Annotated in this window: 14 protein-coding genes; 4 read left to right on the top strand and 10 right to left on the bottom strand. The window is 72.8% G+C overall.

Going from position 1 to position 15,558, the window contains the following annotated elements; all coding sequences use genetic code 11:
- Positions 1-12 precede the first annotated feature (12 nt).
- The 10 genes from ACYVD5_RS27575 to ACYVD5_RS27530 all read right to left on the bottom strand — a co-directional run bounded on the left by ACYVD5_RS27575 (position 13) and on the right by ACYVD5_RS27530 (position 11,449).
- Positions 13-1,728 carry an IlvD/Edd family dehydratase gene (locus ACYVD5_RS27575; RefSeq protein WP_461004086.1) on the bottom strand — a complete coding sequence of 572 codons (1,716 nt, stop codon included), beginning with the start codon at positions 1,726-1,728 and terminating at the stop codon, positions 13-15.
- Positions 1,728-2,969 carry a nickel pincer cofactor biosynthesis protein LarC gene (larC, locus tag ACYVD5_RS27570; protein ID WP_461004085.1) on the bottom strand — a complete coding sequence of 414 codons (1,242 nt, stop codon included), beginning with the start codon at positions 2,967-2,969 and terminating at the stop codon, positions 1,728-1,730. Before larC ends, ACYVD5_RS27575 begins: the two co-directional genes overlap by 1 nt.
- A complete protein-coding gene (gene larB, locus ACYVD5_RS27565) occupies positions 2,966-3,682 on the bottom strand; it encodes a nickel pincer cofactor biosynthesis protein LarB (protein ID WP_461004084.1) in 717 nt (238 codons plus the stop codon). Before larB ends, larC begins: the two co-directional genes overlap by 4 nt.
- Complete coding sequence (gene larE, locus ACYVD5_RS27560) at positions 3,679-4,554, bottom strand: ATP-dependent sacrificial sulfur transferase LarE (RefSeq protein WP_461004083.1); 876 nt, start codon at positions 4,552-4,554, stop codon at positions 3,679-3,681. Before larE ends, larB begins: the two co-directional genes overlap by 4 nt.
- Positions 4,551-5,684 carry an Ldh family oxidoreductase gene (locus ACYVD5_RS27555; RefSeq protein WP_461004082.1) on the bottom strand — a complete coding sequence of 378 codons (1,134 nt, stop codon included), beginning with the start codon at positions 5,682-5,684 and terminating at the stop codon, positions 4,551-4,553. The genes larE and ACYVD5_RS27555 overlap by 4 nt, the downstream gene beginning before the upstream one ends.
- Positions 5,685-5,823: 139 nt before the next feature.
- Positions 5,824-7,080: a nickel pincer cofactor-dependent isomerase, group 22 gene (locus ACYVD5_RS27550; protein ID WP_461004081.1), complete on the bottom strand. Its 1,257-nt coding sequence runs from the start codon at positions 7,078-7,080 to the stop codon at positions 5,824-5,826.
- The gene (locus ACYVD5_RS27545) at positions 7,077-8,597 is read right to left on the bottom strand and encodes a tripartite tricarboxylate transporter permease (RefSeq protein ID WP_461004080.1); all 1,521 of its coding nucleotides are present in this window, start codon (positions 8,595-8,597) and stop codon (positions 7,077-7,079) included. The genes ACYVD5_RS27550 and ACYVD5_RS27545 overlap by 4 nt, the downstream gene beginning before the upstream one ends.
- A 9-nt stretch (positions 8,598-8,606) precedes the next feature.
- A complete protein-coding gene (locus ACYVD5_RS27540) occupies positions 8,607-9,218 on the bottom strand; it encodes a tripartite tricarboxylate transporter TctB family protein (RefSeq protein WP_461004079.1) in 612 nt (203 codons plus the stop codon).
- 305 nt (positions 9,219-9,523) lie between these two features.
- Positions 9,524-10,630 carry a tripartite tricarboxylate transporter substrate binding protein gene (locus tag ACYVD5_RS27535; RefSeq protein WP_461004078.1) on the bottom strand — a complete coding sequence of 369 codons (1,107 nt, stop codon included), beginning with the start codon at positions 10,628-10,630 and terminating at the stop codon, positions 9,524-9,526.
- A gap of 111 nt (positions 10,631-10,741) precedes the next feature.
- The gene (locus ACYVD5_RS27530; RefSeq protein ID WP_461004077.1) at positions 10,742-11,449 is read right to left on the bottom strand and encodes a GntR family transcriptional regulator; all 708 of its coding nucleotides are present in this window, start codon (positions 11,447-11,449) and stop codon (positions 10,742-10,744) included.
- Between the two features lie 140 nt (positions 11,450-11,589).
- Between ACYVD5_RS27530 and ACYVD5_RS27525 the strand changes: the two genes are divergently transcribed.
- From ACYVD5_RS27525 to ACYVD5_RS27510, 4 genes are all read left to right on the top strand, one after another.
- Entirely contained in the window at positions 11,590-12,759 is a 1,170-nt protein-coding gene (locus ACYVD5_RS27525) for a mandelate racemase/muconate lactonizing enzyme family protein (protein WP_461004076.1), read from the top strand.
- A gap of 46 nt (positions 12,760-12,805) precedes the next feature.
- Positions 12,806-13,603, top strand: coding sequence for an SDR family oxidoreductase (locus ACYVD5_RS27520; protein ID WP_461004075.1), 798 nt, complete (start codon positions 12,806-12,808; stop codon positions 13,601-13,603).
- 124 nt (positions 13,604-13,727) lie between these two features.
- Positions 13,728-14,579, top strand: coding sequence for a fumarylacetoacetate hydrolase family protein (locus ACYVD5_RS27515; protein ID WP_461004074.1), 852 nt, complete (start codon positions 13,728-13,730; stop codon positions 14,577-14,579).
- A 253-nt stretch (positions 14,580-14,832) separates the two neighbouring features.
- Positions 14,833-15,300 (top strand): hypothetical protein, encoded by a 468-nt coding sequence (locus ACYVD5_RS27510; protein ID WP_461004073.1) that lies wholly within the window; start codon positions 14,833-14,835, stop codon positions 15,298-15,300.
- The last annotated feature ends 258 nt before the right edge of the window (positions 15,301-15,558 follow it).

The following is a 15,558-nucleotide window of genomic DNA, read 5'->3' as shown; positions in this document are numbered from 1 at the left end:
CCGTGGCAGGATCTAGAACTTGGGCTGGTGGTAGCCCTGGACCGGGTCGCGGCCGCGCAGGACACCGAAGTCGCAGCCTTCGGGCGCCTGGCCGACGTTGTCCAGGAAGATCCGCCCGTAGCCGCGGCTGTAGTGCGGGGGCCGGGGGCTCCATTCGGCCCGGCGGCGTTCCAGCTCGGTGTCCGGCACGTGCAGGGTCAGGCTGCGGGTGCCGATGTCCAGCTCGATCTCGTCGCCGTCGCGCACCAGCGCCAGTGGCCCGCCCACTGCGCTTTCGGGGGCGGCGTGCAGCACGGCGGTGCCGAACGCGGTGCCGCTCATCCGCCCGTCGCTGATGCGCACCATGTCGCGGACGCCTTCGCGCAGCAGCCGTTTGGGGATGGGCAGGTTGCCCACCTCGGGCATGCCCGGTCCCCCGACTGGTCCGACGTTGCGCAGCACCAGGACGCTGGAGGCGTCGACCTCCAGTTCCGGGGTGTCGATGCGCGCCTTGAGGTCTTCGGCGTCCTCGAAGACGACGGCGCGTCCGCGGTGGCGCAGCAGCTCGGGGGATGCCGCGCCGTGTTTGAGGACCGCCCCGTCGGGGGCGAGGTTGCCGCGCAGCACGGCGATGCCGCCTTCGGGTTTCAGCGGTTCGGCGAGCGGGCGGATGACGCCGCTTTCCTCTCCCTTGGCGTCGGCGACGTTCTCGGCGAGGGTGTGCCCGGTGACCGTCAGTTCGCCGCCGTGCAGCAGCGGCAGCAGGTTGTGCAGCAGCGCGGGGATGCCGCCGGCGTTGTGCAGCTCCTGCATCTGGTAGCGGCCGGTCGGCTTGAGGTCGGCCAGGATGGGTGTGCGCCGGCTGATCTCGTCGAACATTTCCAGCGGAAGTTCGATCCCGGCCCGCCCGGCGATCGCGGGCAGGTGGACGACGGCGTTGGTGCTGCCGCCGAGCGCGGCGAGCAGGGTCAGCGCGTTCTCGAAGGAGGCGCGGGTGAGGATCTTGGAGGGCCGCAGGTCCTCGGCTGCCAGCGCGGTGGCGCGCCGCCCTGCGGCCTGGGCGTGCTGGAGGCGGCGGGCGTCCACGGCCGGGATGCTCGCGTTGCCGGGAAGCGCCAGGCCCAGCGCCTCGGTCAGCGAGTTCATGGTCGAGGCGGTGCCCATCACCATGCAGTGGCCGGGGCCGCGCACGATGCCGTCCTCCAGCTGCCGGTAGGTGTCGTCGTCGATCCCGCCGGCGCGGTACTCGGCGGTGAGCCGGCGGCAGTCGGTGCAGGCGCCCAGCGTCTCGCCGCGGAAGTACCCGTTGAGTTGGGGGCCGCCGCTGAGCGCGATGACCGGCACATCGGCCGAGATCGCGCCCATCAGGGCGGCGGGGGTGGTCTTGTCGCAGCCGACCAGCAGCACCGCGGCGTCCAGCGGCTGGGCGCGCAGCATCTCCTCGGTGTCCATGGCGGCGAGGTTGCGGTGCAGCATGGACGTCGGTGCAAGGAACATCTCGCCCAGCGAGATGGTCGGGAACTCCACCGGGGTACCGCCGGCCTGCCAGACCCCCTGTTTGACCGATTCGCACAGGGTGCGGAAGTTGCTGTGGCAGTTGTTCAGGTCGCTGAAGGTGTTGCAGATGCCGATGAGCGGGCGCCGGATGCTTTCGTCGTCCAGTCCGGTCGCCTTGGTCATGGCCCGGTGCGTGAACCCCGCGACCCCCTCTTCGGCGAAGAACTCCTCGCTGCGCCGTGGCGATCCCATTAGTCGTCCCCTTCCGTGGTTTCTCCGGCCGCGCCGTCCGGCACTGCGCCGGTGCGTTCCGCTTGAGCGGCCTCCTGCTCCGCGCGTTCGATGACGCTGCGCAGCGGCAGGCCCAGCGCCCGCGCGGCCGCGGCGGCGTCGTCGTATTCGGGTTTGGTGTGCCAGGGCCCGCTCTTGAGGCGGATGCGGTGGCCGCCGACTGCGACCTCGCCCGTTCTGCGCGGCAGCGCGGTGCGGGCGACCGGGGTGCGGCGCAGGCCCAGGCTGCCGGTCTCGCGCAGCAGCAGCTCCTCCAGCCCGGGCGCCTGCTCGGGGCGGCACAGCACGTGCACGGTGTGGGCCGGGCGGCCCTTCTTCATCACGATGGGTGCCACCCACGCGTCGGCCGCTCCGGCCTGCAGCGCCGCCTCGACGGTGTGGCCCAACACCTCGCCGGTCACGTCGTCGACATTGGTCTCCAGCACCACGTGGGGTTCGCCGCCGCCCGCCTGCAGCGCGGAGCCGGCCTGCTCGGCGGAGGCGGCTGGTGCGGCGGGCTCGCCGAGGGTGGCCTGCAGGACATTGGGCCGGTCGGCGAAGTCGCGGCCGCCCGCGCCGTATCCGGTGGCGCGCACCACCATGGGCGGCGGCGGAAGGTAGGAGGTCTGCGCGGCGGCCAGCAGCGCGGCGCCGGTGGGGGTGACCGTTTCGGCGGGGATGTCCGCGCCGACGACGGGCACTCCTTCCAGCAGCGCGAGCGCGGCGGGCGCCGGTGCCGGCAGGCGGCCGTGCGCGGTGGCGACGGTGGCCCGGCCCAGCACCGGCGGCGCGGAGACCACCTGTTCGACGCCGAGCAGGTGCAGCGCGGCGGCGGTACCGACGGTATCGACCACGGTGTCCAGCCCGCCGATCTCGTGCAGGTGCACCTCGGCGGGGTCGGCGCCGTGCAGCCGCGCCTCCACGCGGGCGATCGCCTCGATCGCGGCGGTGGCCACGGCGGCGACCGGTTCGGGGCGGGCGCGCCGGGCGTGGTCGAGCAGCACCCGGGCTGGCCGGGCGTGCGCGGTGTCCTCGACCACCACCTGCGCCCTGGTGGCGGTGATGCCCTGCTTGCAGACGCTGTGCGCCTCCAGCCGCCAGCCGCCGAGCCCGGTGGCCTCCACCGCGGCGGCGACCCCGTCGCGCGGTGCGCCCAGGTCCAGCAGGGCGCCCAACAGCATGTCCCCGGAGAGCCCGGCGAAGGGGTGCAGCCACAGGATCACGCCGGGCCCCTTTCGGCTGCTGCGGCGATGCGGTGGGCCGCCATCGCGGCACCGAACCCGGAGTCGATGTTGACGACGGTGAGCCCGGCCGCGCACGAGCTGAGCATCGCCAGCAGTGCGGTGACGCCCTCCAGGCCGGCGCCGTAGCCGGTGGAGGTGGGCACCGCGATGACGGGTTGGGCCACCAGCCCGCCGACGACGCTGGCCAGGGCGCCCTCCATGCCGGCGACCACGATGAAGGCCCGGTGGTGCTGGGCCTCGCCGACGCAGTCCAGCAGCCGGTGCAGCCCGGCCACGCCCACGTCGCGGTACAGGGCGGTGCCCAGGCCCACCGCGCCGGCGACCGCGGCCGCTTCGGCGGCGACCGGGCCGTCGGCGGTTCCGGCCGAGAGCACCGCCACGGAGAACCCGCGGGGCTGCGCCGGGCGCCAGGTCACCAGCCGCGCTTGGGCATCGTAGGCGCCGCCGGGGTGGGCGGCGGTGACCTCCGCGGCGGTCGCGGCGTCGGCGCGGGTCACCAGCACGGGGCCGGCGGCGGTGGCGAGCAGCTCGCCCACGATCGCGGTGGTCTCGGCGGGTGTTTTGCCGGGGGCGTAGACGCACTCGGCGACGCCTTGGCGCTGTTCGCGGGCGGTGTCGACCCGGGCGAAGCCGAGGTCGGTGAACCCTGCCCTGTCCGCGGGGCCGGCGGCCCGCCCGTTGGCGCCGTTCACCGGGCACCGCCCGGTGCCGGTGCGGTGGTCTCGACCACCGGCAGCAGCGCGTTGAGCCGGCCGCCGGAGAATCCGCCGAGGTCGAGTGCGCAGAAGGTGAACCCGCAGGCCAGCACGGCCGATTCGAGTTCGCGGCGCAGCGCTGCGGCGTGTTCGGTGCGGTCGTCGGGCACCTCGATGCGGGCGACCGTGCCGTCCGCGTGCGCGCGCACCCGCGCGATGGGGAAGCCGAGCGAGCGCACCGCCTCTTCGGCGGCCTCGATGCGCGCCAGCTTCTCGGGGGTGACCGGGTCGCCGTAGGCAACGCGGGAGGCCAGGCAGGGGGCGGCGGGTTTCTCGGCGGTGCGCAGCCCCAGCCGTTCGCCGGCCTTGCGCACCATGGCCTTGGTGAACCCGGCGTCGGCGAGCGGTGTGATGGCGCCGCGTTCGGCGGCGGCCCGCTGGCCGGGCCGGTGGTCACCGAGGTCGTCGAGGTTGGTGCCGATGGCCACGGCCGCGCCGGGCAGCTGCACGGTCAGCGGGGCGAGCGCGTCGAACAGCGCCGACTTGCAGTGGAAGCAGCGGTCGCCGCCGTTGGCGATGTAGTCGGGGCGGTCGGCCTCGTCGGTGCACACCTGCAGGTGGGCGATGCCGTGTTCGGCGGCGAAAGCGGCGGCGGAGCGGCGTTCGGCGGCGGCCAGGCTCGGTGAGACGGCGGTGACGGCGAGCGCGCCGGCACCCAGCTGCTGGTGGGCGGTGTAGGCGAGCAGCGCGGAGTCGGCGCCGCCGGAGTAGGCCACCAGCACCCGCTCGCGGCGGGCGAGGTCTCGGCGCAGCCGTTCCATGGCCGCGTTCTCCGCCTGCTCCGTGCCGGTGGTGCCGGGTGCGGTCATCGCGGGGTCTCCTTCGCTTCCTGGGGCGCACCGCCGGGGGCGCTCCCGCCGTCCAGCACCGCGGTCAGCGCACTGTCAACGCCCAGTTCGCCGGCCGTGGCACGCAGTTCCGCCCGCACCTGCGCCGACAGCGGGATGCCGTTGGCCCGGCGGTGTGCCGCGCGTTCGGATTCGGGCTCGCCGGGCAGGTACACGCGCTCGAAGCCTTCTGCGGCGGGCAGCGCCGCCATTTCCGCGGCCAGGCGCCCGACCCGGTCGGTGAACTCCGCTTCGGGCAGGAACACCTTCGGGCTCATGGCCAGGAAGAAGTGGCCCAGCCCCTGGGGTGTTTCGTCGTTGTCGTAGAGCGGGGGGATGTGCGGGCCGTGGTTGGCGCCCGACAGCAGGGCGGAGAGCACTTCCACGAGCAGTGCCAGGCCGGAGCCTTTCGCGCCGCCCAGCGGCAGCACGGTGCCTTCGAGCGCGGTCGCGGGGTCGGTGGTGGGCCGGCCTTGGGCGTCCTGCGCCCAGCCCAGCGGGATCTGCTGCCCGTTCTTGCCGGCCAGGATGATTTTGCCTTTGGCGACGTGGCTGGTGGCCATGTCGAAGACGATGTCGGGCCGGCCACCGGGGGTGGGCACCGCATAGGAGATGGGGTTGGTGCCGAAGTAGGGGGCTTTGGCGCCCCAGGGGGCCATGGCCGCCGGTGCGCTGGTGGTGGCCAGCGCGACGAGGCCTTCGCGCGCGGCCTGGCCGGTGTAGTGCGCGAGCATGCCGCAGTGGTTGGAGTTGCGGACGCTGACCATGCCTACGCCCGTTTCGGCGGCCTTGGCCGATGCGGTGCGCATGGCGCGGTCGGCGGCGACGATGCCGGGGCCGTTGCCGGCGTCCAGCAGGGCGCTGGCCGGTGTCTCGGTGAGTATGCGGCTTTCGGGCCGGGTGGCCACCAGGCCCAGGCGCAGGCGGTGGACGTAGATCGCGGTACGGCTGACGCCGTGGGAGTCCACGCCCCGCAGGTCGGCCTCGACCAGGTGGTCGGCGATCGCCGCGGCGTCGGACTCGCTCAGGTCCGCGGCGGTGAAGATCGCCGCCACGAGTTCGCGCAGCCCGCCGGGCTCGACGCCTGCTGCCGACCCGTTGTCGACTGGCATGTGATGTCCCCGCTTTCGTGTGGTGGTGTGGTGGTGTGCTGATGCGCTGATGGGATGTGCGCCGTTCCGGCTGTCCGGGAGCCCGGGAGGCCGGCCGTCCGGCAGCCCCGGCGGACGGCCGTCCGGCCTCCCGGGCGGCTCACGGCAGCAGCCGGCCGGCTCCGTCGAAGCGCGGCCGCTCGATGCGCTCCTCCACTTCGATCTCCTCGGTTGCGGCCGCCTCGGCCAGTACCGGGTCGGAGACCCACATCCGGTCCAGGGCGAGCGTGTTGTCGATGACGGCCAGGCGGACGTCGGCTTCGCGCTCGGGGCGGAGCATGGTGCCCATCGCCTCCAGCACCGCGGCGTCGTCGGGGTAGGTCATCGGCACGGCCGCGCGCTGCGGGCCGCCGCTGGTCAGGCAGTTGAGGTAGGTGGATTGGCGGTCGATTGCGCCTGCGAGGCGTTCGGTGGTGAAGTCGGCCAGGCCCACGCCGGTGGCGTTGCCGTGGGAGTCCGCGGCCAGGTCGAGCACCGCAAGGCAGCGGATGTGCGGCCGCGCGGGCTCGGCCATGCCTTCCAACCGCAGGCGGCCGATGACGTTGGTGTCCATGCCGCAGCCGCTGTAGGCCTTGCCCATCTCGCGTACCACGAGCGCGTCGAGGTCGTCGACGGGCAGCCGCGGCAGCAGTTCGCGAGCGGTTTCCAGCAGGCGGGCCTCGCCCGCGGCGATGCCGTCGGCGGGCAGGCCTTCGACGGCGGCGAGCCCTTCGTAGGGGTCCTGAACCAGGGCCAGGCCGCCGATGACCGGCGCCCGCTGCAGGACCGCGGAGCTGATCGCGCCGATCGCCTCGACCATCCGCGCCCAGCCGAGCCGGTGCACCATGGCCGCGCCGGAGGCCCGCCCCGCGCCCACCGACAGCATTTTCAACAGGCCGCTTTCGTGGGGCCCGTGGAAAGACGTGTGCGGTTTGACCCGGTTGACGGCGATGATGGCGTCGGCCGCGGCCGCCTCCGCTGCGAAGTGCACGGGCAGCCCGGGCAGCGGGTCGCCGGTCTCGCCCAGCTGCACCACCTCAGCCGAGCACGACACGGGCGCGCCCACCGCCTCCTCGGTGATGCCGAGGCTGGTGAGCACGTCGCGCTGGCCTTCGGCGGTGCCGCCGCCGTGGCTGCCCATCGTGGAGAACAGCAGCGGCCGGCAGCCGCGGTCGGCGGCGGCCTGCACGGCGCCGCGCAGCACCTCGGTGATGCCGCCGATGCCGCGGCTGCCGGCGGTGAACGCCACCCGCGCCCCGGCGGGGACGCCGCTGCCATCCAGCAGCGCCCCCACCTGTTCGCGGGCCCGGTCGCCGGGGTCGGCCAGCGCCGCGGCGGGCAGGCTGCGCCGGATGCGGTTGAGCGGGACCGACCTCACGCGTCCACTTCCTCACGCTCGGGGATGCGCCGCCGCAGCCGCCGGGCCAGGACCGGCGCCAGCAGCGACAGCAGGATCAGCGCCATGAGCACGACCGACAGCGGCCGGGACAGGTAGTAGCCGAGCATGTCGCCCTGGGCCATGACCGCCGACTGGCGCACGCCCTTCTCCGCAATGGCGCCGAGGATGAGCCCCAGCACCACCGGCGCGGGCGGTACCCCGACCTTGCGCAGCAGGTAGCCCACGCCGCCGGCGACCAGCATCACCCACACGTCGGCCATGCTGTTGTTGACCGCGAAGCTGCCCACGACGCACAGCGCGACGATGACGGGCACCAGCACCCGCATGGGGACCCGGGTCGCCTTCACGAAAAAGCGCGCCCCGAGGATCGCGATGATGCCCATGAGGATGTTGGCCAGCAGGAAACCGAGGATGATGGCGTAGGTGATGCCGCCGGATTCGGTGAACAGCGCGCCGCCGGGCTGCATGCCGTGGATGAGCAGCCCGCCCATGATCACCGCGGTGGCCGAACCGCCGGGGATGCCCAGGGTCAGCAGCGGGATCATGGCGCCGCCGGTGACGGCGTTGTTGGCGCATTCGGCCGCGGCGACGCCCTTGAGCGAGCCCTTGCCGAACTCCTCCTTCTCGGCGCCGCGGGCGAACCGCTTGGCCTCGTTGTAGCCGACCCAGGAGCCGATGTCGCCGCCGGCGCCGGGCAGGATGCCGACGAACACGCCGATCCCCGAGGAGCGCAGCAGGGTGGTGCCGATGCGCTTGATCTCGGCGAGCGTGGGCATCGCCCGTCCGCGCAGCCCTTCGGCCATCCCGGTGAGCGCTTTGCCGCGGCCCTCGGCCAGCACCAGCACCTGGGAGAGCGAGAACAGGCCGATGAGCGCGGGGACCAGCTCGATGCCCGATTGCAGGGCGGTCGTGCCGAAGGTGAAGCGCGGGTAGCCGGTGAGGATGTCGATGCCCACGGTCGCGGCCAGCAGCCCCAGCACACCGGCGGCAAAGCCCTTGAGCAGGGATTCGGACGAGAGGCTGCCGATGATCAGCAGTCCGAACAGGGCAATGAGGAAGTACTCGGGTGCCGAGAACGCCAGCGACACTTCGGCGAGCGGCGGCGCGAGCAGCAGCAGCGCGCACGCGCTGACCAGGCCGCCTACCATGGAGGCCAGCGCCGACACCCCGAGCGCCTTGGCGCCCTTGCCCTGCAGGGTGAGCTGGTAGCCGTCCAGGGCGGTGGCCGCGCCTGCGGGCGTGCCCGGCGTGTTGATGAGGATGGCCGAGATCGAACCGCCGTAGGTCGCGGCGGCGTAGATGGCGATCAGCATCGAGATACCGGCGACCGGATCCATGCCGAAGGTGACCGGGACCAGCAGGGCGATGCCCATCGTCCCGCTCAGGCCGGGCAGCGCGCCGATGACGATGCCGCCGACGACGCCGGCGAGGATGGCGAGCAGCACGTGCGGCGCGAACAGGTTGCCCAGCGCCTCTGCGAAAAGTGCGGAATCCATTCCAGCCCCCTACTCGAACAGCAGACCGGTCGGCAGCGGGACGCTGAGCTGGTGGACGAACAGCAGCTGGATGAACGCCACCACGCCGACCACCACCCCGGCGAGGATCCGCCAGTCGCGCACACCGCCGAACCACAGGTGCCCCAGCAGATACAGGGCCGTGGCGGGCAGGAAGCCGATGATCTCCAGCAGTGCCACGTAGACCACGACGATGCCCAGGGTCAGGGCCGGGCGCCGCAGTAGGCGGGCGCTCCACTCGGCGGGCTCGGCTGCGTCGGCTCCGTCCGCGGACTCCGCCTCGTCGGCGGGCGGCGCGGCGGGCGCGGCCACTCCCCCGCCGGAGCCGGCGGAGTCGGCGGCTGCGGTTTCGGTGCCGGTGCGGTCCGCGCCTTCGGCCGCCGAGGCGGCCGCCGTCCGCGCCCGGGCGGCGCGCACGGTGATGGCGATGCCCAGGATCAGCAGCAGCACGAGGACGACGCGCGGCCAGGCGGCCGCCCCCGCGGATAGTTCGAGGGTGTAGGCCAGGAAACCGACGGCGACGGCCGCCAGCACCAGACCCAGGATCATGTCTGGCGTGAGCGCGCGTGCGGGGCGCGCTCGCGTCGGCGATGGGGTGGACATGGGTTCTCTGCTCCTCAAACCGGCCCCGCGGCTGCGGGCCGGAAGACGGCGGCGTGGTACGGGCGCCACGGGCCGCCGGTCGTGTGCACGTCGAAGGTGGAAGCGGTGGCGGGCGCGGCGGATTGTGCCGCGCCGCCTGCTGCGCAAGGTCCGGGGCGGCTGCCGCCGGCCGGCTGTGCGGGCCGCGGGTTGCGGCTTCAGGTGTGCGGATTGCAGGTGTGCAGGGTGCGGTTGTGCAAGGTGGAGATGCGCAGCTTGCGGATGTGCGGGTGTGCGGGGGCAGGGCTGCGGAGGCGGGGCGCCGCTCAGAGCGCCGCGTCGCCCCAGATGTACTTCTCGCCGATGCGGCGCGTGATCTTGTCGTCTTCGTCGATCATCGCGCGGTAGTCCTCGGGTGCGCGGTAATCGACCTCAAGGCCCTGCTTGCCGAGCTCCTTGATGTGGGCGGGGTCGTTGATCGCCTTCCGGCACGCGGCGCTGAGCCGGTCCACCAGCGCCGGGTCGAGCCCGGCCGGTGCGGCGATGCCCCGCGACGACCAGGACTCCACTCCGGAGAATCCGGCCTCGGCCAGGGTCGGCACGTCGGGCAGGTACTGCGAGCGCTCCTTGCTGTCCTTCATCACCGCGACGACCTTGACCTCGCCGGCCCGGTGGTGGGAGGTCAGTTCGCCGACGTTGGCGAAGACGACATCGGCGTTGCGTCCCAGCAGGTCGGCGATGCCGTCCGAGGAGCCCTCGTTGTGCAGCACGCTGAACCGCGTCTTGTACCTGTCTCTGAGCCGCAGCGAGGCGAAGTGGTCGTCGCTGCCCACGCCGGTCGAGGTGACGATGAGGTCGTTCTTCTCGGCGTGGGACATGAGCCCGCCGATGTCGCTGAACCGCTTGTCGTCGGGGTGGACGGCGACGGCGCCGTAGTCGGTCACCTGGTTGGCGATGAAAGTGAAGGAGTCCGGGCCGACCTCCTCGCGCCCCAGCCTCGGGTCGAGGTAGCCGGTCATGAAGTTGGGCGAGTTGACGAACCCGATGGTGTAGGCGTTGGGGTCGGCCTGGACGATCTCGTTCCAGCCCGCCCAACCGCCGCCGCCGGGCCGGTTGACGATCTGCAGCTCGGCGCCGCCCAGTTCCTTTTCCAGGAACGGCTGCAGGATGCGGGCGCCCACGTCGGTGCCGCCTCCCGCCGCGTAGGCGATGATCACCTGGATGGGGCGCTGCGGGTACTTCTTGGCGGCGCCGGCGCCGCCGCTGGTCGCGCCGCAGCCGGCCAGCAGTCCGCTGCTCGCCGCGGCGGCGGCCAGGCCCAGGCCGGTACCGCCGACACCCAGGAACCTCCTGCGGTCGATCGCGGGCGGCGCAAGCGGATTGGGTGGTTTGGACGGATTGTTCGAATTGAACGGTTTGGGAATTTTGGGCACGCCAGATCTCCTCCTTGGAATTTGGCATACCTCTGCCGAGGAATCGTGCCGAAAGGCGGCGCGCGCAGCGGAGTAAGCGGGGTCCGGGGTGCGGCCCCGGCCGCGGAGGGGTCAGCCCTCGGTCGGCTCCTGCTGCTCCTGCTGCTGCGCGAGGAACTTGATCATGTTTGCCTCGCCGGCCCGCAAATGGCCGGTGAGCGCGGCGCGGGCCGCGGCCAGGTCCTTTCTTCCGATTGCCGCGCAGACGTCTGCGTGCTCGCTGACGACCTCGTTCATCCGGCCCTCGTACCCGGGGGCCAGGAAGTGGCGGATGCGGTTGATGTGCTTCTCGTTGACCGCGTAGAAGCGCCGCAGCCGCGAGTTGCCGGTCAGCGAAACGATGCGTTTGTGGAAAGCGTGGTCTCGCGCGAGGTACTCCTCGTAGGGCCCCGGCGGTCCCGGCCGCGGCGCCTCGTCGAAGAACCCGGCGAGCTCGTCGACAACGTCTTCGTCCCAGTTGAGTGCCAGGTGCTCCAGCCCGGCGGGTTCCAGGAGCCTGCGCACCTGGTACAGCTCGCGGACGTCTTCGACGTCGAATCCGGCGACGGAGTAGCGCCCCCGCACGCGCACGGCGAGGCCGGCGGCCTCAAGGCTCTGCATGGCGTCGCGGATCGGCGTCCGGCTGACGCCGAGCGCCTCGGAGAGCTGGCGGTCCACCAGCGGGGTTCCCGGTGGCAGTTCGCAGCGCACGATGGCGCCTTCGATCGCCTCGTAGGCGGTCTCGCTCATCCGCGAGTTCTTCAGCGGCCCGTGAGCACGCATGGGGGCTAGCGCGTCCATGTGACGCACGGTACATTGCGTCTCGGACAGCAACAAGGGCATTTGGAATACCAAATTCCATATGCAGGGGTTTCGGGACGCCGGTACGCCGGCGGGCGCCCGCAACAACCTGCTTCCAGGGGATACGAAGGTGAGCGCAGATGTCGGACGAGATACCGAGCGGCCGGGCAACCGCCGCGGTCGCAACCGTTGAGGCGCGCGTGGCGCGGGTGCCGCTGGAGCAGGCGACGTCGTTCGCCACCCGCAGCGTCACCGCGCGGGACTACGTGATCGTCACGGTCACCGGCGACGACGGTGTCAGCGGGCACGGGTTCTGCTACGCGGGCAGCAGCGGCGGCGAAGTGGTGCGCACGGCGGTGAGCGAACTGCTCGCCCAGGTCGTGCTGGGCCGCGACCCGTTCCTGGTGGAGCGGATCTGGCAGGACATGTACCAGGAGGCGCTGCTGCACGGGCGCACCGGTTCGGTCATGCGGGCCATCAGCGCCCTGGACATCGCGCTGTGGGACCGCAACGCCCGCGCACTCGGCCTTCCGCTGCACAAGCTGCTCGGCGGCTACCGCAGTGGGACCGTGCCCGCCTACGCCAGCGGCGGCTACTACGTCGACGGCAAAACCCCCGACGACCTGGGCGCCGAACTGGCCGGCTACGTCGCGGAGGGCTTCAGCGCGGTCAAGATGAAGATCGGCCGGCTCTCCCCGCGCGACGAGGAGGCCCGCGTTGCGGCGGCGCGCGCTGCGGTCGGCGAGGACGTGCTGCTCATGCTCGACGCCAACAACGCCTGGCCCGACCTGCCGAGTGCGCTGCGCACCATGGACCGGCTGGCGCCCTACGACCCGTACTGGATCGAGGAGCCCTTCAGCCCCGACGACATCGACAACCACGCCAGGCTGGCGCGCGCCACCCCGGTGCAGGTGGCCACCGGCGAAATCGAGGCCGGGCGCTGGCGGCACAGGGAGCTGCTGGAGAAGGAGGCCGCCGCCATCCTGCAGACCGACGCCGCGGTCTGCGGCGGGATCACCGAGTTCCGCCGGATCGCGGCGACCGCAGCGAGCCACGGCGTGCCGGTCGCGCCGCACTGGTTCCACGACCTGCACGCCCACCTGGTGGCCGCCACACCCAACTGCACCTTCGTCGAGTACTTCCCCAATGACCGGGTGCTCAACTTCCGCAAGCTGGTCGACACCCAACTGCAGGTGCGCGGCGGCGAACTCGTGCTGCCGCAGACACCGGGCCTGGGCTTCGGGTTCGACCCCGAGGCGCTGGAGCGCTATACCGTCCCCGGTTCCGCGGCCACCACTGCGGCAGCCTGACCCGGGTGGTTCCGGGCACCGACACGCATTCATCGAGAGGAGCACGATGGCACAGGAGAGCACCCCGCGCCGGTCGGCGGTCGTCATGGCCGGGACCCGCGGGCTGGGCCAGGCCTGCGCGGCCGAACTGCTGCGCAGCGGATACCGGGTCACCATCTGCGGGCGCGGCCGCGAGCGGCTGGACGAGGCGGTGGCCGAACTCGGCGAGGTGGCCGGGGCCGACGCGGTGACCGGCGAACTCGCCGACGTGTCCGCGACCGAGGATGTCGAACGCCTGGTCAGCGGCGCCATCGAGCGCTACGGCCGGTTGGACACGCTGATCGTCAACGCCGGCGGCCCGCCGCCCGGCGACTTCGCCGATGTCAGCATGGCCGACTGGGACACCGCCTACGCGCTGACGCTGCGCAGCGCGGTGACCGCCATCCAGGCGGCCGTGGGGGCCATGCGCGAAGGCGAATTCGGCCGCATCGTCATCCTGGGGTCCTCCAGCGTGCGCAAGCCCATCGGCGGGCTCGTGCTGTCCAACGTCTTCCGCCCGGCCCTGACCGGCCTGGTGAAGTCGCTGGCCGTCGACCTCGCACCCGAGGGGATCACCGTCAACATGGTCTCGCCCGGGCGCATCGACACCGACCGGGTGCGCACCCTGGACGAGCGCAAGGCCGCCAAGCAGGGCACCACCGCCGAGGAGGTCCGCCGCACCTCCGAGGCCGCCATCCCGGCGGGCCGTTACGGCAGCCCCGACGAACTCGCCGCGATGGTGGGTTTCCTCGCCGACGAGCGCGCCGGCTACGTCACCGGGCAGAGCATGCTCGTCGACGGCGGCATGGTGCCTTCGCTGCCCTGACCCGGCCGCACCGGCCCGGCGGGCCGCCCGCTGCCGCGTGGCCGCGGCCGGCCCGCCGATCCCGACGCCCCTTGCCCCCTCCACCGGTCCGCGCTTGCGGGCCCGCCCGACCCAAGGGAGATACATGTACCTCGCCACAGCACACAGCGCCGACGGACCGGCCGCGGTCGTCGTCGACGAGCAGCGCGGCATGGCCGCGGCGGCCGATGTGCTCCCCGGCGCACCCGCCACCGCGCTGGAGGTGATCGAGCAGGTCGCCGAGCGCGACTTCGCCGCCGCCGTCCGCTCGGCCCCCGACTCGGCGTTCGCCCCGGTGGAGGGCGCCTCCTTCGCGGCGCCCTACACCCGCCCGCGCAAGATCTGGGGCATCGGCCTGAACTATGTCGAGCACGCCTCGGACCTGACCGAGTCGGTTCCCGAGGAACCGGCCTCGTTCATGAAGGGCGACCACACCATCATCGGCCCGGGCGAGCCCATCCCGCTGCCCACCCAGAGCGAGCGGGTCACCGCAGAGGCCGAACTGGGCCTGGTCATCGGCCGCGAATGCCGCGGCGCCGCCGACGAGGACGCGCTCGACCACGTGTGGGGCGTGTGCACCATCCTGGACCAGACCGCCGAGGACATCCTGGCCCGCAACCCGCGCTTCCTCACCCGCAGCAAGAACTTCCCCGGGTTCTTCTCCTTCGGCCCGGCCATCGTGCCGCTGTCGGAGGCGCTGCAGGGTGTGGGCTCCATCGGCGAACTGAGCGTGGCGACCATGGTCAACGGCGCCGACCACCGGGTCAATACGGTCTCGCACATGCGCTACTCGCCGGCGTTCCTGGTCGGGTTCCACAGCCGGGTCATGCCGCTGTTCCCGGGCGACCTGATCTCCACGGGCACGCCCGGAGCCGTGCACATCCGGCCCGGCGATGTGGCGGGCTGCCGCATCCCCGGTGTCGGCGACCTGTCCAACCCGGTCGTGCAGGGCCCCTGACCGGCCGCACCGCCGGGTCCCAACGCAGCGGGGCGGTTGCCGCCCGCCGCCCCGCTGTCCTCCCCGGGAAGCAGCCGCGCCGGCCGCCCTACATCGCACGATGCAGTCCGGGTGCGGCGCTGCGGCGGACGCCCCGGCGCCAGTCACCGCCGTAGCGTCTCCCCCGCAAGCGCGAAAGCCCGCGCCTGCCGACGCGCTGCGTGCGCGGCGGCGGGCCGGGCCCGGTACGGCACCGAAAGGGCGGGGCGGCACAGTGGTCGACGGAATAGGCGGCGCAGCGGGCGGACGGCGGAGGTTCGGGCTGCCCTGGTGGGCGATTGCCGGGCTGGCCGCCCTGGGGGTACCGCGCGTGGTGGCACACGACCTGGACCTGGTGGGACCGGCGATGAACTCGGTGCTGGTTTTCCTGCCCGTGGCCGTGTGGATCTCCGTCGTGCTGCTGGCCAGGACACCCAACCCGCTGGTGGCGCTGCTCGCGGTGGGCGCCGTCTACGGCGTGCTGCTCGGTGCGGCCCACCAGGTGCTGTGGGTGCAGGGGTTCGCGGGCGACCCGCCCGCTCTGGGCGGCAACCTCGCCGGCGCGCTGCCCCCGGCCGCGGAAAGCGGACTGCTGCGCGCCGCGGCGTTTGCCAGCAGCATGGCCACCGGGCTGCTGGTCGGCGCAGTGAGCGGCGCCGCGGCCTGGCTGATTTCGCGGGTCCTGCCCGGATACCGGCGCTAGTGTGCTGGTTTGCTGGTTCGTTTGTGATCCGGTTGGCCCCGGGCCCATTGGGCGGTCTTGCCCGCGGTCGGCCGACGGGTGGTCCGGACGTGCAAAGCGGCGGCGGCCGGGGCGGGCGGTCACCGGCCCCCTGCTGCAGGCGGCGGCTACCCGGCGCACCGATGACCATGCAGAAATGCCGAATTTCAACCTGAGACCGGCATTGCTTCACGATCACCGCCGACCTCGCCCGGTTCCCGTCCCGAATGTCGGTTTTCC

It is taken from the genome of Streptomonospora sediminis (genome assembly GCF_054778995.1).
Note: the sequence above shows the minus strand (reverse complement) of the source record. Positions and strands in the feature narration are given on the sequence as shown.